Source organism: Caulobacter segnis ATCC 21756 (assembly GCF_000092285.1).
Taxonomy (GTDB): Bacteria; Pseudomonadota; Alphaproteobacteria; order Caulobacterales; family Caulobacteraceae; genus Caulobacter; species Caulobacter segnis.
The window spans coordinates 4,299,090-4,322,172 of sequence record NC_014100.1; the positions used below are offsets into that span (position 1 = coordinate 4,299,090).

Here is a 23,083-nt window from a genome sequence, read left to right on the forward strand (position 1 = left end):
AACCGGCGGCCTTTTTCTTGGGCGGACGCCGGGACGCGGCGCGACTTCAGGAGCCGCCACCCCGCATAGTCTAAAGTCCACGGACACTAAACCTTGCCGCGCACGCGCCGGGCTGTAAAAGACCCCGGCTCACCCTCGAGACCCCATGCCACAGCACGGCCAACAGATCGGACAGACGCCGGAGTGGCTTCCGCATGAGCGGCCCTTCCTGCCCGGTTCGCCGTCGACGCCGCATTTTCCGGTCCAGTTCCGGGTCATCCACGGCCTCATCAGCCTGCTGATCGGGATCACCGGCTCGCTGGGCCAGGCGCTGATCCAGGTCAACCTGCCCGCCATCCAGGGGTCGCTGGGCCTAACGCCCACGGAAGGCGCGTGGCTGACCACCGTCTACATCATGACCAACATCTCGATGAACCTGCTGCTGGTGAAGTACCGCCAGCAGTTCGGCATCCGCCGGTTCGCCCTGGTGTTCCTCAGCCTCTACACCGTGGCGGCCTTCGCCCATCTCGCGCTCGACAACTTCGCCATGGCCCTGGTCCTACGGGCGATCAGCGGCGTCGGCGCCGCGGCCCTGACGGCGCTGGCCATGTTCTACATGCTGCAGGCCTTTCCCGCCTCGTTCCGGATCGGCGCCCTGGTGCTGGGGGTCGGGGTCTCGCAGCTGGGCTCGCCCCTGGCCCGGGTGATCTCGACCAGCCTGCTGGACGCCGCCTACTGGCACGGGCTCTACGCCCTGGAGGCCAGCCTCGCGGCCCTATGCCTGGCCGCCGTCTGGCTGTTCCGCCTGCCGCAAGGCATGCGCATCCACGTCTTCGAAGGCGTCGACGCCCTCAGTTTCGCCCTGCTGGGCGGGGGGCTAGGCCTGATCGTCGCGGTCTTAGGCCTGGGCCGCATCGTCTGGTGGTTCGAGGCGCCGTGGATCGGCTGGTGCCTGATCGCCGCGCTGGTCTTGCTGGTCGCGGGCGGCCTGGTCGAGGATCGGCGAACCCATCCGCTGATCGACACCCGGTGGGTGGCCACCGGGACCTTCCTGCGCTTCTGCCTGAACGTCGCCCTGGTGCGGGTGATCCTGTCGGAGCAGACGGTCGGGGCCGCCGGCCTGATGCAGGCCCTCGGCTTCGCGGCCGAGCAGCAGCGCCTGCTCTACGCCATCGTCCTGGCCGCCACCGCGGCCGGGGTCGTGATCAGCGCCGCCACCCTGAACCAGAAGACCCTGCCGGCGCAGTTCCTGGGCTCGATCCTTCTGATCGCCATCGCCGCCTTCCTGGACGCCCGCTCCACGCCCCAGACCGGACCTGGCGAGCTCTATTTCAGCCAGGCCCTGCTGGCCTTCGCCGCCGCCGTGTTCCTGGGCCCGTCGTTCATGTTCGGCATCGGCCAGCTGCTGACCCGAGGCCTGGGCTCGATCATCACCTTCTCGGTGATGTTCGGGGTCGCCCAGAACCTGGGCGGCCTGTTCGGCGCGGCCATGCTGGGCACGCTGCAGACGGTGCGGACCCAGCAGCACGCCGTGGGCCTGGCCGAGCGCCTGACCGGCGCCGACCCCGCCGTCGCCGCGACCTTGCAGACCTATGGCGGCGTCTACGCCTCGACCCAGGCCGATCCGGCGCTGCGCGCCGCCGACGCCAGCGTCCTCCTGACCCAGCAGGTGACGCAGCAGGCCAGCATCCTGGCCTTCAACGACGTCTTCCTGGTGATCGGCGTCGTCGCCCTCGTCCAATTCCTCTATGCCGGCTTCCTGTTCGCGCGCCTGGCCTTGCGTATGAAGGCCCAGGCTGGCGCGTCGCCGGCTCCCACCGTTCCAGCCCGAGAGACCCGCATGACCGACGCGACCTCCCCGCCGCCCGGCGCGCCCCAGCCCGAAGACCGCGCCGCCTCGGCCGCCCCGCCGCCCGCCCGGCCCAAGCCGCCGAGCGGCTATGCGATCTTCATCACCGCCACCGTCACCCTGGCGGTGATCCTGCTGATCCTGTTCCTGTGGAAGCTGCCGCCGTTCGGCGGTTCGGTGCAGCGGACGGACAACGCCTATGTGCGCGGCCAGGTCACGGTCGTGGCGCCGCAGCTCAGCGGTTACGTCGTCGGGGTCGCCGCCCAGGACTTCCAGACGGTCCGCAAGGGCCAACCGCTGTTCACGATCGACCAGCGCATCTACGCCCAACGCGTCGATCAGGCCCGCGCCACGCTGGCGGCGCGCGAGGCCGATCTGGCCAACTCCGCCCAGGCGCAAGCCTCGCGCGAAGCGGCCCTGAAGAGCCGCGAGGCCGACATCGGCTCGGCCCAGGCCCAGGTCGAGCGCGCGCGCGCCGACATGGCCCGCGTCGCCGACCTGGCCACCGACGGCTCGGTGTCGCTGCGCGAACGCGACCAGGCCCGCGCCGCCCTGCGCGCCGCCGAGGCCACGCTCGCCTCGGCCAAGGCCGGCCGCGAGATCGCCCGCCAGGACATCCGCTCGGTCGGCGTGTCCCGCGAGGGCCTGGAGGCCGCCGTGGCCGCCGCCAAGGCCGCGCTGCGCCTGGCCGAGATCGATCTTTCCAACACCATCGTCACCGCGCCCGCCGACGGCCAGCTGGGCCAGGTCGGGGTGCGTCATGGCCAGTGGGTGACCGCCGGCACGCAGCTCGTCTCGCTGGTGCCGCCGCAGCGCTGGGTGATCGCCAACTTCAAGGAGCGCCAGTCGGGCCGCATGCGCCCGGGCCAGCCGGCCAGCGTCACGGTCGACGCCCTGGGCGATCAGCGCTTCACGGGTCGGGTCGAGCAGGTCTCGCCCGCCACCGGCTCGGAGTTCAGCATCCTGCCGCCGCAGAACGCCACGGGGAACTTCACCAAGATCGCCCAGCGCCTGCCGGTGCGTATCGTGCTTGACGCCGGCCAGGCCGATCTGGCCCGCCTGCGCCCCGGCATGTCGGTGCAGGCCGAGGTCGACACCGCCGGCAAGGGCCGCCGCTGATGCGCCGCGCCCTGATCGGCCTGGTCGGCCTTGGCGCGCTGACGGCCTGCGCGACGCCAGGCCCGAAGACCGCGCCGCCGGCCTCGGCCGCCGTCGCCCCGCCGGCCGGATGGCGCGCCACCGCGACTGTCTCGGAGGACGCCTCGGTCGCCGACGGGTGGAAGGCGTTCGGCGATCCGCGCCTGTCGGAGCTGGTCGCCGCCGCCCTGGCCTACAACGCCGACCTCGGCGCCGCCGAGGCCCGGGTTCGCGAGGCCGAGGCCCAGAGCCGCCTGGCCGGCGCCGCCCTGCTCCCGTCGGTCAACCTTGGGGCGGGCGTCCAGAAGGAGCGCGACCTCAACGCCTTCGGCCAGCCCAGCACGACCCTGGCGGCCCAGCCCCAGGTCCAGGTCGCCTACGAAGTCGATCTCTGGGGCCGCCTGCGCGCCGCCGACGCCGCCGGACGCGCCAGCCTGCAGGCCAGCCGCGACGCCCGCGACGCCGCGCGCCTGTCGGTCGCCGCCGCGGTGGCGCGGTCCTATGTGGCCCTGTTGTCGCTGGACGCTCAGCTGGCCACCGCCCAAGGGACCCTGGCCTCGCGCCAGGAAGCCGCCGCCCGCGCTCGCCGCCGGGCCCGCGAGGGCGTGACGTCCGATCTGGAACTTCGCCAGGCCGAGGGCGAGCTGGAGGCCGCCGCCCAGCGCGTCCCAGCCCTGGAGCTGGCGATCCGTCGCCAGGAAGGCGCCCTGGCCCTGCTGGTCGGCCAGACCTCGCAAGCCATCCCGCGCGGGACGCTGGCCAGGCTCGTCATCCCGCAACCCTCCGCGCCCCTGCCTTCGTCGCTGTTGAACCGACGACCGGATATCGCCCAGGCCGAGGCCACGCTGGCCGCGTCCGACGCCAGCCTGGCGGCCGCGCGCGCCGCCTTCCTGCCGCAGGTGCGCCTGTCGGCGGCCGGCGGCGTCCTGTCCGTCCAACATGTCGACACCCTGACCGTCTGGACCCTCGGCGCCAGCGCCCTGGCGCCGATCTTCGACGGCGGCCGCCTGCGGGCCCAGTCCGACGCCGCCACGGCCCGCCGCGACCAGGCCGCCTTCGGCTATCGCAAGGCCGTGCTGACCGCCTTCAGCGAGGTCGAGAGCGCGCTCGAAGGGACCGGTCGCCTGGCCGAGCAGGAAGCCGCGGCCGTGCGCCAACGCGCCGCCGCCGCCTCGGCCCTGGACCACGCGCGCAAGCGCTATCAGGCCGGCTATGTCGCCTATCTGGAGGAGCTGGACGCCCAGCGCGGCCTGCTCGCGACCGATCTGGCCCTCTCGCAGGTCCGCGAGGCCCGGCTGCAAAACGCCGTGGCGCTGTATCAGGCGCTGGGGGGCGGGTGGACGGAGACCGGGCGGTAGCGCCTGTCTGGTTTTAGATGAAACCTCTTTCAGCGGTTGAGGAGGCGCGCCGGCCCACCGGCCGCCGGCTCAACATCGCCCCATTGCGACGCATATTTGCAAATGATTTTCATATGCAATATCCAGGCGCTCCTGAGTCGGGAGGAGCGTTCAATGCACGCAACAACATCTTCAACGGTCGCGCGTCGGCTTAAGTTGGCGCGATCCGCGTCTCTCGTCGCGCTGCTGCCGGTGATGGTCCTGCTGCCCTCGGCGACCTCGGCCCAGGAAGCGGCGGCCGACGACAAGGTCGCGGTGGATGAGCTGTTGGTGTACGGGCGTGGAGCGGCCAGGAACACGACGGCGACGGGTCTGGACCTCACGCCGCGAGAGACGCCTCAGTCCCTCAGCATCATCACCCAAGAGCAGATCCAGGATCAGGCCGCGTCCAGGGTGACCGAAGTGCTGGCCTACACGACCGGCGTTTCGGTGAAGGCGGTGGACCGGGGGCGCAACAGCCTGTCCGCGCGAGGCTTCGAGATCACCAACTTCCAGCTCGACGGCGTGCCGTTCGAAACTGGCAATGTCGGGTTGGAGGAAACCAGCACGGCGCTCTATGAGCGGGTCGAGGTCGTGCGCGGCGCGACCGGCCTGATGCAGGGCGCCGGGGAGCCCTCGGCCTCCATCAACCTGGTGCGCAAGCATGCGACCGCGCGCGAGTTCTCGGGCGAACTGACCCTGGAAGCCGGATCCTGGAACCGTTTCTCGGGGACAGCGGACGTGTCGGCCCCTCTAGCCCGCGACGGCGCCGTGCGCGGCCGCTTCGTCGCCGAGGTCTATAATGAGGAGTCCTTCGTCGACCTGGAGCAAAACCAGGGCTTCACCCTGTACGGCGTGATCGACGCCGATCTCGGCGACAAGACGCGCCTCAGCATCGGCGCCAGCCACCAGCGCGACGAGCGCAGCGGCACCCTGTGGGGGCAGTTGCCCTACTGGTACAGCAATGGCGCGCGCACCCACTGGCCGCGCTCGCAGACCAGCGCCGCCAAGTGGAACCAGTGGGACACCATCGAGCAGACCGCGTTCGTCACCCTGGAGCATTCGCTGAACGACCGCTGGTCGATCCGGGGCGACGCCGCCTATCACCGCCAGAAGGAAGACTCCAAGCTGCTCTGGCTGTCGGGCGACCTGGACGCCCAGACCGGCGTCGGGATGAGCGCCTGGCCCTATTGGTACAGGGCCACGCCCGAGCAGTGGAACCTGAACCTCTCGGCGAAAGGCGGCTACAGCCTCTTTGGCCGTGAGCACGAGCTGATCCTGGGCGCCATGTACAACCGCCTGTCCGCCGGCTGGACCAACAGGGACCCCGTTTCGGTCATGCCGGACGCGGGTGATTTTCGACGCTGGGACGGCAGCTATCCGGAACCCACCTGGGGCGAGCGCTACGACAGCTCGGACCTGGGGACCACCAAGCAGGCGGCCCTCTACGGCGCGACCCGCTTCCAGCTTCTGGACCGGCTCAAGCTGATCGCGGGCGCTCGCCTGAGCTATTGGCGGCGAGACGCGGAGGTGTCGCGCTGGACGCCCGAGGCCGTCACCCTCAAGCAGACCAACATCTTCACGCCCTATGCCGGCCTGATCTACGACCTGACGGAAAACCTGTCGGCCTATGCCAGCTACACCAGCATCTTCGATCCGCAGAACTACAAGGATCGCAACGGCAGCTACCTCGATCCGCTCGAGGGCGACAATTACGAGGCGGGGCTGAAGGTGGACCTGATGGGCGGACGCTTGCGGGCCTCCACCGCGATCTTCCGCGTCGAACAAAACAACTTCCCAGTGGCCGATGACGGTTTCCTCGTTCCGGGCACCGTCGATCCCGCCTATCGCGCCGCGCAGGGCACGGTGTCCAAGGGCTACGAGGCCGAGGTCCAAGGCCAGGTGCTGGACGGCTGGGACGTGAGCGTGGGCTGGAGCCAGTTTTCGGCCAAGGACGGCGACGGCGTGAATGTCCAGGCCCACCACCCTCGGCGCGTCTTCCGCCTGTCCACCAAGTACGAACTGCCTGGGACCCTGGATCGGATCAGCCTGGGGGGATCTCTGCGCTGGGAGAGCCGGCCGCCGCAGACGGCGGTCAATCCAGGTACGGGCCTGACCGAGCCCGTCGGCCAGCCCGCCTATGTGCTGGTGAACCTGATGGGGCAGTTCAAGGTCACGGACCAGACCTCGGTCCAGCTCAACGTCGATAACGTGTTCGACAAGACCTACTACAGCAACAACGCCTGGTTCGCGGGCTTCGTCTACGGCGAGCCGCGTCGCGTGCGCGTCACGCTGCGCCACGCCTTCTGACGGTGAGGGCGGCCACCGGCTTCACGGGCGGCCGCCTTCCACTCGGACAGACCGCGGCATGTCCGCTTCGGCGCCGGCGACCGGAATGTCCGTGTCGGTCCATTCCCCTCATCGCCAGGGCGGGGATGACGGTCTGCTTTGATAAGCTTGAGCCCCATCGCGAGGAGCTTCGGCTTCAGCCCCTAGGCCGCGATCGGCGGGTTGTCGCCGCCGCCCAGCGGCAGGGCCTCGTATTCCTTGAGGAGCTCTTCGAGCGTCTCGCGTAGTTCGGGATCATGCTCGCGCTTCAGCTTGGCGCGGAACAGTTCGATATTCTTGCGGCGAATGAACTCGTCCATGGCCATCTCCCGAAGCCTCCCAAACGCGAGGCAGGATGGCCCGAGATTCTTCCGCGCGCGCTGCGGCCCGACGACGCAGCAGGACGCCAGATCGCGGGCGCGATATTTTTGACGAAGATGTAAAAAATAGAAACAGGGGCCCAGATACACCAAACCCGTCGCGGGGGATAATCGCGACGGGCTGGCTATTTTCTCGATCATTCGATCTAGGCGGGCGTTTCCTCCCCGAAACGCCGAAGAACGGGAGCTCTCTGTTGGGCTCGTTTCGTCCTTGCAGTGTGTAGAAACGTCAAATTCGTGACGCTGTCAACGCGTCAAAGCCGTTTTCTGCAACGGTTTGGACGAATTTTTGACGCGGGTGGCGTAGTTTGGACTGAAAAGTCGGTTTTACCCCTGGATTCCGGCGTTATTTTTGACGAGAATGTCAAAACTTACTTTCCAAGCGTCGCCACGAAACGGTCCAGCACGGCCGAACGCGACTCGAAGACATAGTCCGGACGCGACACGGTCACCGGCTCGACCCCGGCCTCGGCCAGGGCGGCGGCGGCGTCGAACAGGTCGGCGGTCGCCAGGAGCGCGCCGTTGGCGCGGCGCGAACCGCCCTTGGCGACGAAGCCGGCCACGGCGTCCTGGGCGGCGCGGTCCTGCTCGGCCGGCCAGACCAGGGTCGCCAGCTTGCCCGCCCGGCCCTTGGCCTCGACCACCGACAAGAGGCGGCGCAGGGCGTCCAGCTGCTCGCCGTTCCAGCCGGCCAGCCGCGAGGCCGTCAGCTGGGCCTGGCTCTTCAGGATTACGCCGTCGGACAGGATCTTCAGGCCATTGGCGGCCAGGGTCGCGCCCGTGGTGGTGATGTCGACGACCAGCTCGGCCGCGCCGGCGGCGGGAGCGCCTTCGGTCGCGCCGCTGCTCTCGACGATCCGGTAGTCGGCGACGCCGTGGCGGGCGAAGAAGGCGCGGGTCTGGGTCACGTACTTGGTCGCCACGCGCAGGCGCCGGCCGGTGCGGGCCAGATGCGCGTGCCCGACCTCGTCGACGTCGGCCATGGTGTCGACGTCGAGCCAGCTCTTGGGCGCGGTCACCACCAGGTCGGCGCGGCCAAAGCCCAGCGCCCGCAGCAGCATGACACGCGGCTGTCCATGTCGTCGCCGCGCTCGCGCAGCAGATCTTCGCCGGTGACGCCCAGGTGCAGGTCGCCGCTGTCGAGGCCCGCGGCGATGTCGCCGGCCGAGAGTAGGCGCACCGAGACGCCGGGCAGGCCCGACAGCTCGGCCGAATAGCCGCGCGCCCCGCCGGTCATCTCCAGCTTGAAGCCGCACTCGGCCAGCCAGGCCTCGACCTGGTCCTTCAGGCGGCCCTTGGACGGGATGGCGAAGATCATCGGAGCAGACGTCATTCGCCGCCTCCCGCATAGGCGCGCGCGGGACGGACCATGAAGCCGACCGCGCCGGTGTTGATGGTGGAGACGCCGAGGCGCCCCGGCAGGCCGTCATAGCGACCGCCGGCGGCGATCGGCCGCTCGTCGCTTAAGGCCGCCGAACGGACCTCGAACAGGTAGCCGTCGTAATAGCCGAACGCCCGGCCGAAGGCGGCGGCCAGGGTCGCGCGCTCCAGCGGCACGCCCTGGGCGGCCATGCCGGAAAGACGCGCGCGCCAGCCGGCGACGGCGGCCTTCAGCGCGGCGTCGTTCGGGCCCGCCAGGGACGCGATGGCGTCGAGCGCGGCCTCCGGACGATCCGACACCGCCAGGAAGGCGCGGACCTTGGCGGCTTGATCCGCATCGAGACGGCCGGCCTTGGCGGTCTCGGCCTTTTCGACGAGGCGGCGAGCGATCTCGGCCGGGCGGCGGCCGCCGACGGGCTCGATGCCGGCCAGGGACCACAGCTCCTGCAGCACGGCGGAGGCCTCGGCCTCGGGCAGGCCGGCCAGCAGGGCGGCGATGCGGCTTTTTTCCTCGTCCGCGGCCAGTCCGCGCTCAGACGAACCGTCCAGCTCGGCCTTCAGCTGGCGCGGCTTGGCGAAGGCGCGCTTCAGGCGGGCCGCCAGCGGCGCGGCCAGGTCGAGACTGTCGACGAAGGCCGCGAACAGCGACACGTCGCCCAGCACCAGCGAGAGGTCCCCCCGCCCGCCGGCCGCCGAGGCCGCCCAGGCCAGGGCCGCCATCTCGGCGTCGGCGGCGACGGGATCGCCGGCCTCGAAGGCCTCGATCCCGATCTGCAGGAACTCCTCGGCGCGGTCCGAGCCGCGCGGGGCCACGCGGAAGGCCTTGCCCTCGTAGCGGTAGCGGCCGCTAGCCGCCCCTCCAGAAAAGTGCTGTCGCGCCACGGCGACGGTGAAGTCGGGGCGCAGGGCCGCCTCCTCGCCGCCGTCGCCGGAGACGACGAACAGCCGCGAGCGCATGGCCTCGCCGGCGAGGTCCAGCAGCAACCCTAAGGGCTGCAGCACCGGCGCGTCGGTCGGCGCGGCGCCGGCGGCCAGAAGCGGAGCGCGGATGGCGTCGAGCGCCTCCGCCGGAATGGAACGCTCGAGCCTCACGAACTAGCCCCCGATGATCTTGCGAACGGCGTCGACCAACTGGCCGCGCGGAATGGTCTGCTGGCCGGGACGCTCGGCCTTCCAGGCGGCGTTGTCGGCGACGCCCGAGGCCAGCTCGCGGCCGAGGTCCAAGTCCTTGATCGTCACGGTCCCCGCCGCGATCTCGTCGCCGCCCAGCATGATGGCCGCGGGCGACAGGCGCCGGTCGGCGTATTTCATCTGCGGCCGCATGCCGGAGGTCCCCAGATAGACCTCGGCCGGAATGCCCGCCGCGCGCAATTCTCCGACCACGGAGAAGTATTCCGGCATGTGCGCGTCGTCGAAGGCGATGACCACTACCGGCCCGCGCGCCGCCCCGCCCGGCTCGCGCCCGGCCGCCCGCAACGCCGCCGCCAGGCGCGACACCCCGAACGAGAAGCCCGTCGCCGGCGTCACATTGCCGGTGAACCGCGCCACCAGGTCGTCATAGCGCCCGCCGCCGCCGATCGAGCCGAAGGTGACCTTGTTACCCTTCTCGTCGGTGGTGGAGAGCAGCAGTTCGGCCTCGAACACCGCGCCGGTGTAGTATTCCAGCCCCCGGACGATCGACGGATCGATGAAGGCCTGGTCGTCGGCGATGCCCAGGCTGGTCAGGGCCGCGTCGATCCGCGACAGTTCCAAGAGGCCCTCGTCGCCCTCGGCCGAGCCGCCGATGACCTTGGCGATGTTGTCCAGCGTCGCCGAACGCCCGCCAGAGGAGCCGGCCTGGACGAAGTCCAGCACCTGGTCGACCGCCTGACCTTTGAGGCCCGCGCCCTTGGTGAAGTCGCCGCTCTCGTCCAGGCGGCCTTCGCCCAGCAGCAGCCGGACGCCGTCGACGCCCAGGCGGTCCAGCTTGTCGACCGCGCGCAGCACGGCCAGCTTCTGGCCGGCGCTGTCGGCGCCCGCGGCGGTCAGCAGGCCGTTCAGCAGCTTGCGATTGTTGATCTTCAGCACCGCCGCCCCGCGCGGCAGGCCCGCGGCCTCCAGGCCCTCGACGGCCATGGCGATGATCTCGGCGTCGGCCTCCGGACGGGCCGAGCCCACCGTGTCGGCGTCGCACTGGATGAACTGGCGGAAGCGCCCCGGCCCCGGCTTCTCGTTGCGCCACACCGGCCCGAAGGCGTAGCGGCGGAACGGCTTGGGCAGGGTCTCCCAGTTCTGGGCGGCGAACCGGGCCAGCGGCGCGGTCAGGTCGTAGCGCAGCGCCATCCACTGGTCGTCGTCGTCCTGCAGCGCGAAGACGCCCTCGTTGGGCCGGTCACTGTCGGGCAGGAACTTGCCCAGGGCGTCGGCGTATTCGAACGCCCCGGTGTCCAGCGCCTCGAAGCCGTAGCGCTCATAGACCGCCGACACCGCCTCCAGGATCGCCCGCTCGGCCCGCAGGTCGCGCGCGCGCTTGTCGGCGAAGCCGCGCGGGCTGCGCGCCTCGGGGCGGAAGTCTTGCGGGGTGTTGGTTTCGGAGTCGGTGGTCATCGTCGGTCCTTAGAACTTCAAGGCTTCGACGGATGGCGCTTTGGCTCAAGCCCCATCCGCTAGGCGGGGCTCAGGCTGGGGGCTTGCTTTTAGAGCGAGCGGACCCGGCCGATCCCGCGAGGCGAGGTCGGATGGTGGTGGTGGCCGTGATGGTGCGGCGTGCGGGTCATTGCGGGGGCGGTGTAGCGGATGGCGGGGGTGAGGGGAAGGGGGGAGGGCAACAGACGCTTGGAACACGCCCTTCGACAAAATTACAATTCAGACCACATCGGGATCTATAGCAGCATCCTCCAAGCCCAAAAGTGTAAAGCTCTCGCGAACAAGACCGCCATCTTTTAGAACTTTTCGCACCCTGAAACGACCTACCGATCGCCTCTCCATCCACTCTCTATTTAGATCAACAATTGCTGCTGAGCTGTATGAGCGATCAACACGACCCCTTATTATTCCTCGAGGCCCATCAGTTCTGAATTCCATTTGATGGCCTTCAGGGAGAGCGACGGAGAAAACGCCCTCAATTCGCTCTTCTTCATCGCCAACACTGGTAGTGGTCGCGCGGTCATCGGCACGCGCTATCGCAAGTGCTGATAGAGATCGATCCTTGCCGCCGCTCACGAGCCGGAATGTTGCACCAGATTGATACATGTGTTCAAAAAATACTTTCGCAGTTGATAGAACCCGCTCATCAACTTCAGAAACAATTGCCTGGAACCTCTCCTCATCGTCCTCGCCAAAGGCAGCTATAAGATCAGAAACGTGATCCACGCTTTCTTTCAAAGTGGAGTCTATAAGAGAGGATTGACCATCAATTTCCTCAAGTACAAATCCAAAAGATCCGCGCACAACATCAGTTATGTGCAACCGCGCAGCCGCCTTGTTTGGAACAACACCTCTTTGCCCCAAGCCACCATTTTCATGGGCCAATTGCTTGGCAACCAAATCTTGAAAGATTGAGACAGCCCGCGCCCCGAATTCGCTCTCAATTCCGCGATTTCCAATCACCGGCGCGCCGCCAAAGAAGAGCGCTGCTGAAGCTAACTCGCCCCCCGTTTGACCAAGACTCTCTAGCTCGACGCGAAGCTCCATCAGTCGATCTTCAAGACCGATGCGCATAACAACATCACGATCGCCCAGCTCTCCGAGCATGCGATTTAGCGAAGCGGACTCTGCTTCGAGTCGATCGCGCTCAAGCTTTTTGAGCGCACTCATGCACCGAACTCCTCAATTGGATTTTCAGCAGCGGATTGAGCTTCCTCAGCGACCTCAGCAGCCAGGGCATCCAGGAGAGCAATCGCTTCTGCGTCTCCGCTGACATCAAGGGAAACTTCAACCATGCCCTTCCACAGATCGTCGCCCCGACGATGCGAGAATAGACTACCGTAGTATCTAGTAGCACTCACAATGTTCGCCGGACTCGAATTTAGATCCACGAACATCGCATCCACTTTCAACCGACTTTTGATTGACGGCCGCCTGAGCACATCTGGATTTGCCAAAACTAGCGACCCAATCTGCGCATCGGTTTCGTGCCCATTTGGCCTATGGAAAAAGGTTATAACGTCGATATCGTTCGGAATTTTGTCCTCAACAAAGCTACCATCAATCCACTGAAAGCCGTTGTTAAAGCCGAGATCGGCCATCTCTTGCCGATGCTGGAGCCAATCTCTAAGAATCGTTCGGCGCCTTGCCGTGCTAGCGAAGCGCTGCACCACCTCCAACAACGGCGCTTTATAGGGCGACATGTCCGATGGCGCACCGCCAGGTCCGTTCGCCCCGACATACGGCGGAAGCACGCCATGGATGGTAAAGTTAGGAACCGGCATTTACCCCCCCGGCAACGACGTCGCCGCATTCTAACATCACGCAACTTTCAGGGGTTAATCGGAGACAAGGCAATCCAAAAACTCAAGTAACTGGGCACCCGCAACAAGCCCCCCTTACATCTCACGGCGAGACGATCGCTGGGCGGGCCGGGTTGCTCAAGGACCGCCCGGAGGGCGGCCGCAGCGCGGCGGCGCGGAGCGCCGTCCTTGACCAACCCGGCCCGCCCAGCACGCTGCAGCCTCCAAGAGATGTAAGGCTTGGCCCGACCTGGGGCGGTCGGGCTTTTCACTGACCAATCCTATTAAACTCCGTCATTCCCGCCCTTGTGGCGGGAACCCCTCTGTCCGCCGCAAGGGCGGGAGGGGCGGACCGCTGGCGGTCCGCTTGCGTCTCACGTGTCAGCTGAACCAGGGGTTCTCGCCACAAGGGCGAGAATGACGGTGGGCTTTGGGGGCGTGGGTGGAACGTCGCGGCGGTCGGGCTTTTCACTGACCAACCCTATTAAACTCCGTCATTCCCGCCCCACGGGACCGGCCTCGCCGGCCCGAGGGCAAGCCAAGTGGCGGGAACCCCTCTGTCCGCCGCAAGGGCGGGAGGGGCGAACCGCTGGCGGTTCGCTGGCGTCTCACGTGTCAGCTGAAACAGGGGTTCTCGCCACAAGGGCGAGAATGACGGTGGTTGGGGTGGTGGGCGTGACGGCGAACCAATGTTCATATATTGTTCTCATCCAGGAGGACACGCATGGTTCCGCGCGAGGCCTGGATCGCCGTCTACATGATGGCCGACCGTTATCGTGGGACGCTGTACGCCGGCGTGACCGCTCAGTTCATCACCCGGATCACGGACCACCGCGAAGGACGCGGGTCGGGCTTCACGCGGCGATACGGGCTGACGCGCCTGGTCTGGTACGAGGAGCACATGCTGATGACAGAGGCCATCCAGCGGGAGACCTCGATCAAGCGCTGGCCACGCCAGTGGAAGATCAACCTGATCGAGCGCGACAACCCACGCTGGGACGACCTCTACGCCGCCGTGTTCGAATGGACGCCGGTCCCGAAGTGGACGCCGAACTCGCCCCTTACTTCCCCAACCTCACCGGAAACAGCGCCCTCAGCGCCGGGTCGCGGAGCCACAGGCCGCCCCATAGGAAGAGGCCCAGATAGACGCTGAACAGCACGTGGCTGAACAGCGGGCTCTCGGCGCGGATCTGCGCAGCCATGGCGCCGCCCAGCAGGCCCGTGAACAGCACCGCGCCCAAGAGGCGCGTGCGCGGGATCAGGTAGAGCGCGAGGCACGTCGCCTCGATGATCCCGATCGTCAGGGTGTGGCGCGGGTCCCAGCCCAGCTTTTCCAGGGTCTGCGTCGCCGCCGGGTGATGCAGCAGTTTCGGCGCGACCGAGGCGCCGGCGATGAACAGGGCGAACGCCCCCGACAGCATCCACCCGGCCCAGGTCGTGATCTTCTCGCGCATGTGTGAGGTCCCTCCGTTTGGAGCGAGGACGGATGACGGGGGCGCGGGCCGACAGGGGGCTCCCACGAAAATCCTCCCCCTAGCGGGGGAGGTGTCGGCTCGAAGAGACGACGGAGGGGGAAGAGGCAAGGTCGGCGGGACTTCCGTCCGCGGAGTTTATCCTCGGGCGCGCGCTTCGCGCGACCCGGGGGCGGACACCTCCCCGCTAGGGGGAGGATTTGGTGTTTCCGCCCCTGAACGCAGCCGCGTATCCGGAATCGAATCCCACGAAATCAACGACTTCTCACTTTTACACGCCAATCTATCCTCCCCCTCCAAACCGGCGCCCATACTTGTTCTCGCCCCGTCGCGGGGGAGGCCGTCCAGCTGGCGACCGAACGGGCGGCGGGGGTGGTCGAGCGGGATGCGGTCCGGCTCGGCGTCGCGGGGCCCGGCGGGCCGGCGGAAGGGCGACAGCTCCGGACGGGGCGGCTCCTTCCGGCGGCCGGGCCGGGGGCCATGCTCGCGACGTTGAGAAGGGCGGCGCCAGGCGCGGGCTGAAATCGCCCGCGCGCGGTCCGGGAGGGTCGCTTTCCCTCCCGCCCGCCGAGGGCCTCTTTTCGGAAGCGGGTTAAAACCCCGCGCGCCGAGGGCTTTCGTCCAAACGATCGCGCGGAGCATCCGGGTCTCGTCGAAACGGTAACTCCTACATCCTTCCGGGCGCGCCCCGGAGCTCCGCCGCCTCCCCAGCCCGCCGGCTTTTCCGGCGGAAGACCGTCGCCGCATGTCCAAACCCGATGGAGACCCTCGCATGTCCAAGCACAGACCCCCGGCCTCGCCGGTTTCACCCCAAACCAGCGCCATGGCCGGCGCCGTCAGCGCCGACAGCTCCGTCCAGGCGATCCGCGCAGAGCGGTCCCGCGTCTTCGACGAGCTGCTGCGGCGGCAGGAATATCAGCTGCTGGTGGCCCTCAGAGCGCGGCTGGACGACACGCCGCCCGTCCCCGAACTCCACCCTCCGCCGGCCAACCAGGGCTGAACCGGGCGGCGGCTATACACGAAGTCTTAAGACTTTCGGGCGGCTCGGGCAGACTTATCCACAGCGCCGCGCTGTATAAACATGACAGCCCTGTAACCTATCAAAGATGTAATCCACCTTTCAGGCTTGTAACTTGAGATGAACAGGGGCGGCGGCCACAGCTTTCCTCGTGAGGGGAAAATTGATGACCAAGACCGCGCTTCTGGCGACCGCCGCCACCATGCTGCTCGCCGCCGCCGCATCGGCCCAGGCCGCCGAAACGCCCAAGCCGGCCGACCAGGCCGCCGCCGTGGCGCCGGTCCCGACCGGCCCGACCTCGCAGGCGCCGCTGGACGACACGGCCCAGAAGGGCGTGCTGGTCTTCACCCCCGACTTCTTCGCCGCCAATCGTCCGAACACGGCCCAGGACATGGTCAACCGGGTGCCCGGCTTCACCATCCAGGACGGCTCGGGCACGCGGGGCTTCGAGGGCGCGGTCGGCAACGTGCTGATCAACGGCAACCGCCCGGCCTCGAAGAACGACACCGGAAGCAACGTCCTGTCGCGCACGCCGGCCAACCGGGTCGAGCGGATCGAGCTGATCCGCGGCGGGGCCCCGGGCGTCGACATGCAGGGCTATTCGGTCGTCGTGAACGTGGTGCTGAAGAAGGGCGTCAGCCACCAGCAGATCGCCACCTGGAACGGCGCGTTTTTCGACGGCGGCCACGACGTCTACGGCGGCAGCTACCAGTTCACCGCCACGAACGGCGACACCAGCTGGGGGGTGACACTCAGCGACGGCACCTCGACCAGCGACTCCAACGGCGCGGGCCGCAGCGTGCGCCACGACGGCGCGGGCAGGCTGATCCGCGACGAGGCCTATCTGGACGACGGCTATGGCGGCGGGCGCTCGATCCGCGGCAACTGGTCGGGCCCGCTGCTGGGCGGCAAGCTGGAGGCCACGACGCGCTTTGGCCGCAACGACTGGCACGAGTGGACGGACCTCACCTCGCCCACCGCCTTCCGCCGCAGCGCCTACGACGAGGAGAGCCACTCGGGCGAGCTGGGCTTGACCTACACCCGGCCGCTGGCGCCGAAATGGGCGCTGGAGACGCGGCTGATCCACTCGTTCGAGAACTTCGACAACGTCTCGACCAGCGACGCGACGCTGAACGGGGCGACCTCGGACCAGCAGCGCTTCGTGGCCGACGGCGACAGCTCGGAGTCGATCGTCCGCGCCCTGCTGCGCCACGACTTCTCGGCGGCCCTGACCCTGGAGGCGGGGGCCGAGGGCGCCTACAACATGCTGGACGTGAGCCAGGCCTACAGTGTGGGCGGCGTCGGCGTGCCCCTGCCCAGCGCCTCGGTCAAGGTCGAGGAGCTGCGCGGCGAGGCCTTCTCCAAGGCCACCTGGCGCGTGAACCCCAAGCTGACCCTGGAGGCCGGCCTGCGGCTGGAGAAGTCGACGATCAAGCAGTCGGGCGACGCCGACAACGAGAAGAGCTTCTTCTACGCCAAGCCCCGGTTCCTGGCGACCTGGACCCCGATGGCCAACAACCAGCTGCGCGTCCGCTTCGAGCGGGAGCTGGGCCAGCTGGACTTCGACGACTTCGCCGCCTCGTCGGACCTGGACGACGAGACCGTCTACGGCGGCAATGTCGAGCTGAAGCCCGAGCAGCGCTGGATCTCGGAAGTGACCTACGAGCGGCGCTTCTGGGGCCAGGGCGTGATCTCGATCGGCTATCGCCACGACGAGATCATCGGCGTGATCGACCGCCTGCCGCTGCCGGGCGGCCTGTCGGCGACGGGCAATATCGGCGACGGCACGCTGGACCGCCTGTCGCTGAACATCGTGGTCCCGACCGACAAGCTGGGGATCAAGGGCGGCCGCTTCACCTTCAAGAACGACTGGAACGAGACCCACGTGAAGGACCCGACGACCGGCCGCGACCGGCCGATCACCCAGGTCCGTCCGACCCAGGCCAATTTCGGCTTCCAGCAGGACATCGTCTCGTGGAAGACCCAGTGGGGGATCAACTGGCTGCCGCTTCTGGGCCAGGGCACCTATGACGTCGACCAGACCAGCGTCTGGCGCGGCTCGCGCTACTACGAGGCCTTCGCCGAGTACAAGCCGACCCCGACCCTGGCGATCCGGGCGCAGCTGAACATCTGGGACGACTTCACGATCCGGCGCACGGTCTTCGCCAACCGCGGGCCGGACCGCGCGGTCGCCTTCGTCGAGGACCGCACGATCGACCCCCGCACCTTCTTCCAACTGCGGGTGCGCAAGACGTTCTAGCGGCTACTTCTTCAGCCGCTGGATCAGGGCCGCCGTGGACGGATCATGGTCGCCGGCGGCGCCGCTCTCCAGCTCGGGCAGGATGCGATTGGCCATGACCTTGCCCAGCTCGACGCCCCACTGGTCGAAGGAATTGATGCCCCAGATGACGCCCTCGACGAAGGTCTTGTGCTCGTAGAGGGCGATCAGGGCGCCGAAGGTCTCGGGCGTCAGGCGGTCGAGGACCACCAGGGTCGAGGGCCGGTCGCCCGCGAAGGTCCGCTGCGGGGCCAGGGTGGCGATCTCGGCGTCCGAAACGCCCTTGGCCTTCAGCTCGGCCACGACGTCCTCGGTGGAGCGCCCGACCATGAAGGCCTCGGCCTGGGCCAGCAGGTTCGACAGCAGCTTCTCGTGCATGCCGGCCGGGCCCTCGTCCGACTTGGCGACGCCGATCAGCTCCATGGGCGTGACGTCCGTGCCCTGGTGCATGCACTGGAAATAGGCGTGCTGGACATTGGTGCCCTCGTCGCCGAACACCACCGTGGCCGTGCCGCGCTGGGCGGGCTTGCCGTCGGGACCGACCGACTTGCCGTTGCTCTCCATCTCCAGCTGCTGCAGGAACGAGGCCAGGCGGCGCAGGCGGTGCGAATAGGGCACGACCGAGCGGGCGCGGCGGTCCAGGCCATTGCGGTTGAAGATCTGGGCCAGGGCGACCAGGACCGGCGCGTTTTTCTCGAGCGGCGCGGTCTTGAAGTGCTCATCCATCGCCGCCCCGCCGCGCAGGAAGCCCTCGAAGGCCTCCCAGCCGGCGGCGACGGCCACCGACAGGCTGACCGACGACCACAGCGAGTAACGGCCGCCGACCCAGTCCCAGAAGCCGAACACGCGCTCGTCCGGCACGCCGAAGGCGGCGGTCTTGTCCAGCGCCGTCGAGATGGCGGCCAGGTGCTGGTTCGCCCCCTGCTCGCCCAAGGCCTCGACCAGCCAGGCCCGCGCCGCGCCGGCGTTGGCCATGGTCTCCTGGGTCGTGAAGGTCTTGGAGACCACCATGACCAGGGTCTCCTCCGGATCCATGTCGGCCGTCGTCAGCGCGAATTCGGCGCCGTCGACATTGGCCACGAAGCGAAGATCGATCTGCGGCTTCACCGGCCGCAGGGCGTCCCACAGCAGGCGCGGACCGAGGTCGCTGCCGCCGATGCCGATGTGCAGGATCGCCTTGAACGGCTTGCCGGTCGCGCCCTTGATCGCGCCGGAGCGCACCGCCTCGGCGAAGGCCTTCATCCGCTGGCGGACGGCCTCGACCTCGGCCATGACCGGCTGGCCCAGCGCCTTGACCTCGGCGTCGGCCGGAGCGCGCAAAGCGGTGTGCAGCACGGCGCGGCCCTCGGACGAATTGATCGCCTCGCCGCCGAACATCTTGGCGCGGGCGCCCTCGACATCGGCGGCGTGCGCCAGATCCAGGGCCGCTTCGAGGCCGGCCTCGTCCCAGGCCTGCTTGGACAGGTCCAGATGCAGGCCGGCGACGTCGAGGGTCAGGGCCTCGAGACGTCCAGGCTCGTCCCTGAAGAAGTCGACGATGCGCTGCTGACCGGCGGCCTTGGCGGCGGTTTCCAGGCGGGTCCAGGCGGCGTCGAGATCGGCCATAGGGCGGCGTCCTTGCTGAGAGATCGGAGCTTTCGCTTCGGGCTTAGCAAACGGCCGCCGCCGCGTCATGGCGGACCAATGACGTTTTTTTGGAGCGGGCCCGTCGCGAGCCCGCTCGCCTCGCCACTAGGCGTCCTTGTACTTCACCGAGCAGCCATAGGGCGGCGCGAAGGGCGTGGCGACCTTGCGCCCCGCCTTGACGTCGGCCAGGGCGGCGGCGACCAGATTCTGGGCGCCCGCGATGTCCTCGACCTTGCTGGTCGGCCGGTCATCGATCGCCCCCTCGTAGACCACCTGGCCCGCCTTATCGATGACGAACATGTGCGGCGTGGTCTTGGCCTTGTAGGCCGTCGCGACCTTCCCCTCGGGGTCAAGCAGAAGGGCGGTGGGCTTGGCGCCCTTGGCGCTCATCCAGGACTTGGCGGCCGCGCCGTCCGGGAAATGTCCCTGCTTGCCGGGCGCGGACGAGGCGACGGTCAGCCAGACCACGCCGTCGGCGCGAGCGGCCTGCTGCAGCCCCTGCATGTTCCCGGAATAGTGCTTGCGGACATAAGGGCAACCCTCGTTGGTCCATTCGAGGACCACGGTCTTGCCGCGGAACTCGGACAGCGAGCGCGTCTTGCCATCGACATCGATGGCGGTGAAGTCCGGCGCGGGCTTGGCGTTCGCGGCGCCAGGAAGCAGAGCGGCCAGCGGCAGCGTGGCGGCGACGAGTCGGCGGGTGATCGGCATGTCGGGTCTCCTGCTTTCAATACCCTCCCCAACTCGACCCTGCCACAGATCGCGGTTATGCGAAACGGTCGCAGAATCGCCGCCGGCGTCGAAACTTCGCCATTCTTGCTTGCTCCAATGACCGCCCGCGCCCAGAAGAACGCGCACCCTCTCTCAGCACCGCCTCCCCGCCCGATGTCCCGTTTGAAGACCCTCGCCGCGCTCACCGGCGTCAGCCTGCTCCTCGCCGCCTGCGCGACAGAGACGAACACCACCGTCTTCGTGCCGGTCGTCGCCCCGACGCCGCCCAGCTCGCTGACGCCGCAGCCGATCATGCTGTTCAACCAGACCAAGGACGGCCGCAAGCTGTTCACCCTGGACGCCGAGTTCCCCTACTGCGACGTCGAGACGGGCAAGGTCATCGTGGTGCCGCGCTGGTACGTCACCGACTTCGCCAGCGTGCCCTGGTACGGCCAGGGCTTCGTCGATCCGCAAGGCCCGACCGCGCGCGCGGCGATCGTCCACGACTGGCTCTACACGATCGGGGAACCGGGCAAGCGCCAGGAGGCCGACGATATCTTCCTGCGGGCGATGCTGAAGTACGGCGTGCCGCCGTTCCAGGCCAACATCGCCTACAAGGCCGTTCGGCTGGGCGGCGAAAAGGGCTATGGTCTGCCGACCGACTGGCGCTTCGTGGATCCCAAGCGGCAGGACTTCACCCAGCCCGCGCCGTTCCCAAAGCCACGCACTGGCATGGTCCGCTACCTGCCCAAGTGCCAAGGCTTCACCGCCCTGATCCAGACCGGCTGGCGGGCCTACCCGATCAAGACCGCGCCCGTCGTCGCGCCGCCGCCGGTCGTGATCACCCGGACGCCGCTGGACCAAGTCAAGTCCAAGCTGCCCTTCGGCGGCGGCGACAAGAAGAAGTAGCGTCGAGCCTTAAGCGCCCGCCTTCTCGATCGCCTCGATCACCATGCCCTCGGTCAGCAGCTGGGGCAGGATCACGGGCTCGCCGCCATTTTTCGGATAGACCACGTAGAGCGGCACGCCGACGCGACCGAAATCCGCCAAGGCCTTGGCGATGACGGGGTCGCGATTGGTCCAGTCGGCCTTCAGGAGCACGGCGTTCCGAACCTTGAAGGCCTCGGCCACCTTGCCGCCCGACAAGGCGACCTTCTCGTTGACCTGGCAGGTCACGCACCAGGCGGCCGTGAAGTCGACCAGCACCGGACGCCCCTCGGCCCGCAGCGCCGCGACACGCTCGGGCGACCACGCCTCGGCGACGAGCCCGGGGCCCGAGGACGGCGCGGCGGCCGCCACTGTCGGCGGCTTGGCGGCCAGCGCGGCGGAGACGGCCAGGGCCAAGGCGACGGTCACGCAGAGAAGGCCGACGATCATCTGGACCAGGAAGGCCTTGCCTGTCGCGCGCCGCCCCTGCGCCAAGCCGTACAGCCAGGCGCCGAAGGCGGCCAGCACGCCCGCGCCCAGCACCTGACCAAGCGCGATCGGACCGGCCTGCTGGGCGAAGACCCAGGTCAGCCAGAGCGCCGCGCCGTACATTGGGAAGGCCAGGCCCTTCTTCAGGGTCTCCATCCAAGCGCCGGGCCGGGGCATGCGCTGCAGGACGGCGGGGATGAAGGCCACGGCCACGAACGGCGCCGCGAAGCCGAGGCCCAGCGCCGCGAACACGCCCAGCGCTACGACCGCCGGCTGGGTCAGGGCGTAGCCGAGCGCGCCGGCCATGAAGGGCGCCGTGCAGGGGGCGGCCACGATCACCGCCAGCGCGCCGGTGAAGAAAGCTCCGAGCGCGCCGTCGCGCGACGAGGCTCCGGCGCCGACGCCCTGGATCGAAGTTCCGATCTCGAACACGCCCGACATGTTCAGCGCGACCAGCAGCATCAGCAGGGCCAGCGCCGCGATGACCAGCGGCGACTGCAGTTGGAAGCCCCAACCGACCGCCGCGCCGCCGGCGCGAACGGCCAGCAGCAGGCCCGCCAGCGCCAGGAAGGTCGCCAGCACGCCCGCCAGGAAAGCCAGCCCCTGCGCGCGCGCCTTGCTCTCGTGGTGGGCGTGGCCCGCCAAGCTGGCCGCCTTCATCGACAGCACCGGGAAGACGCAGGGCATCAGGTTCAGGATCAGGCCGCCCAGGAAGGCCAGCACCAGCGCCCCCGCCAAGCCACCCGGCGCGCCGGCGGCGGAAGGCTGCGACTTGACCGGCGGAGCGCCAAGGCCAGAGGCGGTCGCCGGCGGTTCGCCCGCGGTCGCCCCGATCTCCCAGGCCGAGCCATCGGCCAGCGCCAGAACGCCCTCCAGCGACGCCGGCGGCGTCCCGCCGCCCACGAAGTCGTAGCCAGGCTTCAGCGTCAGGGTCAGGCCCTCGGGACCGCGTTCGATCGTTTGCTCCGCGGCGTGCTCGATCACCTTGGGCGAGTAGGGGAAGAAATAGGCGTCGGCCATGTCGGCGCCCTTCAACGGGCCGCCCGTGACCGCCAGCTTCAAGGCCTGGCCGTCGAGCTTGAACACCGCCTTCAGGCCGGCCGGCTTCGGCGCCTTGGCCAGGACCTCGGCGATCTTGCCGCCCCACTGGGGATCCGCGCTCGGCGAACCGGCGACGACCGGCAGCAGCAACGACAGCTCGGCGTCCTCGGGCACGCAGACCTGTTCGCAGACGAGGTAGGAAACCTTGGCGGTCAGAGAGACGGTCGTCCCGACCTGGGCGCTCGCCGGCGCGCTGATCGGGACGGGGATCAGGACCTCGCCCTCATAGGCGTAGTCCAGCAGCGGCCCCAGCTTGGCCTTGATAGGCGTCGGCCAGACCATGTCGCCGGCTGACCAGCCGGACGGCAGGGTCCAGGCGATCTTGGTCGGTTCGCCCGCGTCGCCGGGGTTGCGCCAATAGGTGTGCCAGTCCTGCTGGATCTTCTGGCGCAGGGCGACATAGATCGTACCGCCTGGCGCGATCCCCGTCTCCTGGGGCACGAGCTCGGATTCGATATGGCCGGAGTTGACGATCGGACCGGCGATAGCGGCGCCGGTCAACAAAGTCGCCGCCACGAAGGCTTGCAGGGCGAGGACGGCTCTCTTGAGGAACATCGGCGACCGGACTTTGTGAAAACGACAACGCTTTCACACATGGCCCGGCT

At 68.5% G+C, this 23,083-nt stretch carries 15 protein-coding genes and 4 pseudogenes; 9 read left to right on the forward strand and 10 right to left on the reverse strand.

What is annotated here, in order from left to right:
* Positions 1-145 precede the first annotated feature (145 nt).
* The 3 genes from CSEG_RS23480 (at position 146) to CSEG_RS19655 (ending at position 6,651) form a co-directional block, all read left to right on the forward strand.
* The gene (locus CSEG_RS23480; RefSeq protein ID WP_013080980.1) at positions 146-2,947 is read left to right on the forward strand and encodes an MFS transporter; all 2,802 of its coding nucleotides are present in this window, start codon (positions 146-148) and stop codon (positions 2,945-2,947) included.
* Positions 2,947-4,323, forward strand: a complete 1,377-nt coding sequence (locus CSEG_RS19650; RefSeq protein WP_013080981.1) for an efflux transporter outer membrane subunit — start codon at positions 2,947-2,949, stop codon at positions 4,321-4,323. Before CSEG_RS23480 ends, CSEG_RS19650 begins: the two co-directional genes overlap by 1 nt.
* 195 nt (positions 4,324-4,518) lie before the next feature.
* Positions 4,519-6,651, forward strand: coding sequence for a TonB-dependent siderophore receptor (locus tag CSEG_RS19655; protein WP_157952258.1), 2,133 nt, complete (start codon positions 4,519-4,521; stop codon positions 6,649-6,651).
* A 182-nt stretch (positions 6,652-6,833) separates the two neighbouring features.
* Here CSEG_RS19655 and CSEG_RS22745 read toward each other — a convergent pair whose 3' ends face one another.
* The 6 genes and pseudogenes from CSEG_RS22745 to CSEG_RS22755 all read right to left on the reverse strand — a co-directional run bounded on the left by CSEG_RS22745 (position 6,834) and on the right by CSEG_RS22755 (position 12,838).
* On the reverse strand, positions 6,834-6,989 hold the full coding sequence (locus tag CSEG_RS22745; protein ID WP_157039005.1) for a hypothetical protein: 156 nt from the start codon (positions 6,987-6,989) through the stop codon (positions 6,834-6,836).
* A 431-nt stretch (positions 6,990-7,420) separates the two neighbouring features.
* Positions 7,421-8,382: pseudogene (gene hisG / locus CSEG_RS19660) on the reverse strand (ATP phosphoribosyltransferase).
* Positions 8,379-9,521, reverse strand: a complete 1,143-nt coding sequence (locus CSEG_RS19665; RefSeq protein ID WP_013080984.1) for an ATP phosphoribosyltransferase regulatory subunit — start codon at positions 9,519-9,521, stop codon at positions 8,379-8,381. The pseudogene hisG and the gene CSEG_RS19665 overlap by 4 nt, the downstream one beginning before the upstream one ends.
* Before the next feature lie 3 nt (positions 9,522-9,524).
* Positions 9,525-11,015 (reverse strand): histidine--tRNA ligase, encoded by a 1,491-nt coding sequence (gene hisS, locus CSEG_RS19670; protein ID WP_013080985.1) that lies wholly within the window; start codon positions 11,013-11,015, stop codon positions 9,525-9,527.
* Between the two features lie 258 nt (positions 11,016-11,273).
* Positions 11,274-12,224, reverse strand: a complete 951-nt coding sequence (locus tag CSEG_RS22750; RefSeq protein ID WP_013080986.1) for a hypothetical protein — start codon at positions 12,222-12,224, stop codon at positions 11,274-11,276.
* Positions 12,221-12,838 carry a DUF6932 family protein gene (locus tag CSEG_RS22755; RefSeq protein ID WP_013080987.1) on the reverse strand — a complete coding sequence of 206 codons (618 nt, stop codon included), beginning with the start codon at positions 12,836-12,838 and terminating at the stop codon, positions 12,221-12,223. Before CSEG_RS22755 ends, CSEG_RS22750 begins: the two co-directional genes overlap by 4 nt.
* A gap of 118 nt (positions 12,839-12,956) precedes the next feature.
* On the opposite strand from CSEG_RS22755, the gene CSEG_RS23485 reads away from it, so the two are divergent.
* From CSEG_RS23485 to CSEG_RS19675, 3 genes and pseudogenes are all read left to right on the forward strand, one after another.
* Entirely contained in the window at positions 12,957-13,049 is a 93-nt protein-coding gene (locus CSEG_RS23485; protein WP_227878937.1) for a hypothetical protein, read from the forward strand.
* Between the two features lie 47 nt (positions 13,050-13,096).
* Positions 13,097-13,511, forward strand: a pseudogene (locus tag CSEG_RS22150) (hypothetical protein).
* 45 nt (positions 13,512-13,556) lie between these two features.
* Positions 13,557-13,916: pseudogene (locus CSEG_RS19675) on the forward strand (GIY-YIG nuclease family protein); the annotation flags it as partial.
* A gap of 1 nt (position 13,917) precedes the next feature.
* Here CSEG_RS19675 and CSEG_RS19680 read toward each other — a convergent pair.
* A pseudogene (locus CSEG_RS19680) lies at positions 13,918-14,373 on the reverse strand (DoxX family protein); the annotation flags it as partial.
* Positions 14,374-15,100: 727 nt separating this feature from the next.
* Here CSEG_RS19680 and CSEG_RS22760 point away from each other — a divergent pair.
* Both CSEG_RS22760 and CSEG_RS19695 read left to right on the forward strand, forming a co-directional pair.
* Entirely contained in the window at positions 15,101-15,328 is a 228-nt protein-coding gene (locus CSEG_RS22760; RefSeq protein WP_013080990.1) for a hypothetical protein, read from the forward strand.
* Positions 15,329-15,509: 181 nt separating this feature from the next.
* A complete protein-coding gene (locus tag CSEG_RS19695; protein WP_041538383.1) occupies positions 15,510-17,606 on the forward strand; it encodes a TonB-dependent receptor plug domain-containing protein in 2,097 nt (698 codons plus the stop codon).
* Between the two features lie 3 nt (positions 17,607-17,609).
* Here CSEG_RS19695 and pgi read toward each other — a convergent pair whose 3' ends face one another.
* Positions 17,610-19,229, reverse strand: coding sequence for a glucose-6-phosphate isomerase (pgi, locus tag CSEG_RS19700; RefSeq protein WP_013080992.1), 1,620 nt, complete (start codon positions 19,227-19,229; stop codon positions 17,610-17,612).
* Positions 19,230-19,355: 126 nt separating this feature from the next.
* On the reverse strand, positions 19,356-19,961 hold the full coding sequence (locus CSEG_RS19705; RefSeq protein WP_013080993.1) for a thioredoxin family protein: 606 nt from the start codon (positions 19,959-19,961) through the stop codon (positions 19,356-19,358).
* Positions 19,962-20,078: 117 nt separating this feature from the next.
* Here CSEG_RS19705 and CSEG_RS19710 point away from each other — a divergent pair, with 117 nt between their 5' ends.
* Positions 20,079-20,870, forward strand: a complete 792-nt coding sequence (locus CSEG_RS19710; protein WP_167535144.1) for a DUF1353 domain-containing protein — start codon at positions 20,079-20,081, stop codon at positions 20,868-20,870.
* A gap of 9 nt (positions 20,871-20,879) precedes the next feature.
* Here CSEG_RS19710 and CSEG_RS19715 read toward each other — a convergent pair whose 3' ends face one another.
* Positions 20,880-23,033 (reverse strand): protein-disulfide reductase DsbD family protein, encoded by a 2,154-nt coding sequence (locus CSEG_RS19715; protein ID WP_013080995.1) that lies wholly within the window; start codon positions 23,031-23,033, stop codon positions 20,880-20,882.
* Positions 23,034-23,083 lie beyond the last annotated feature (50 nt).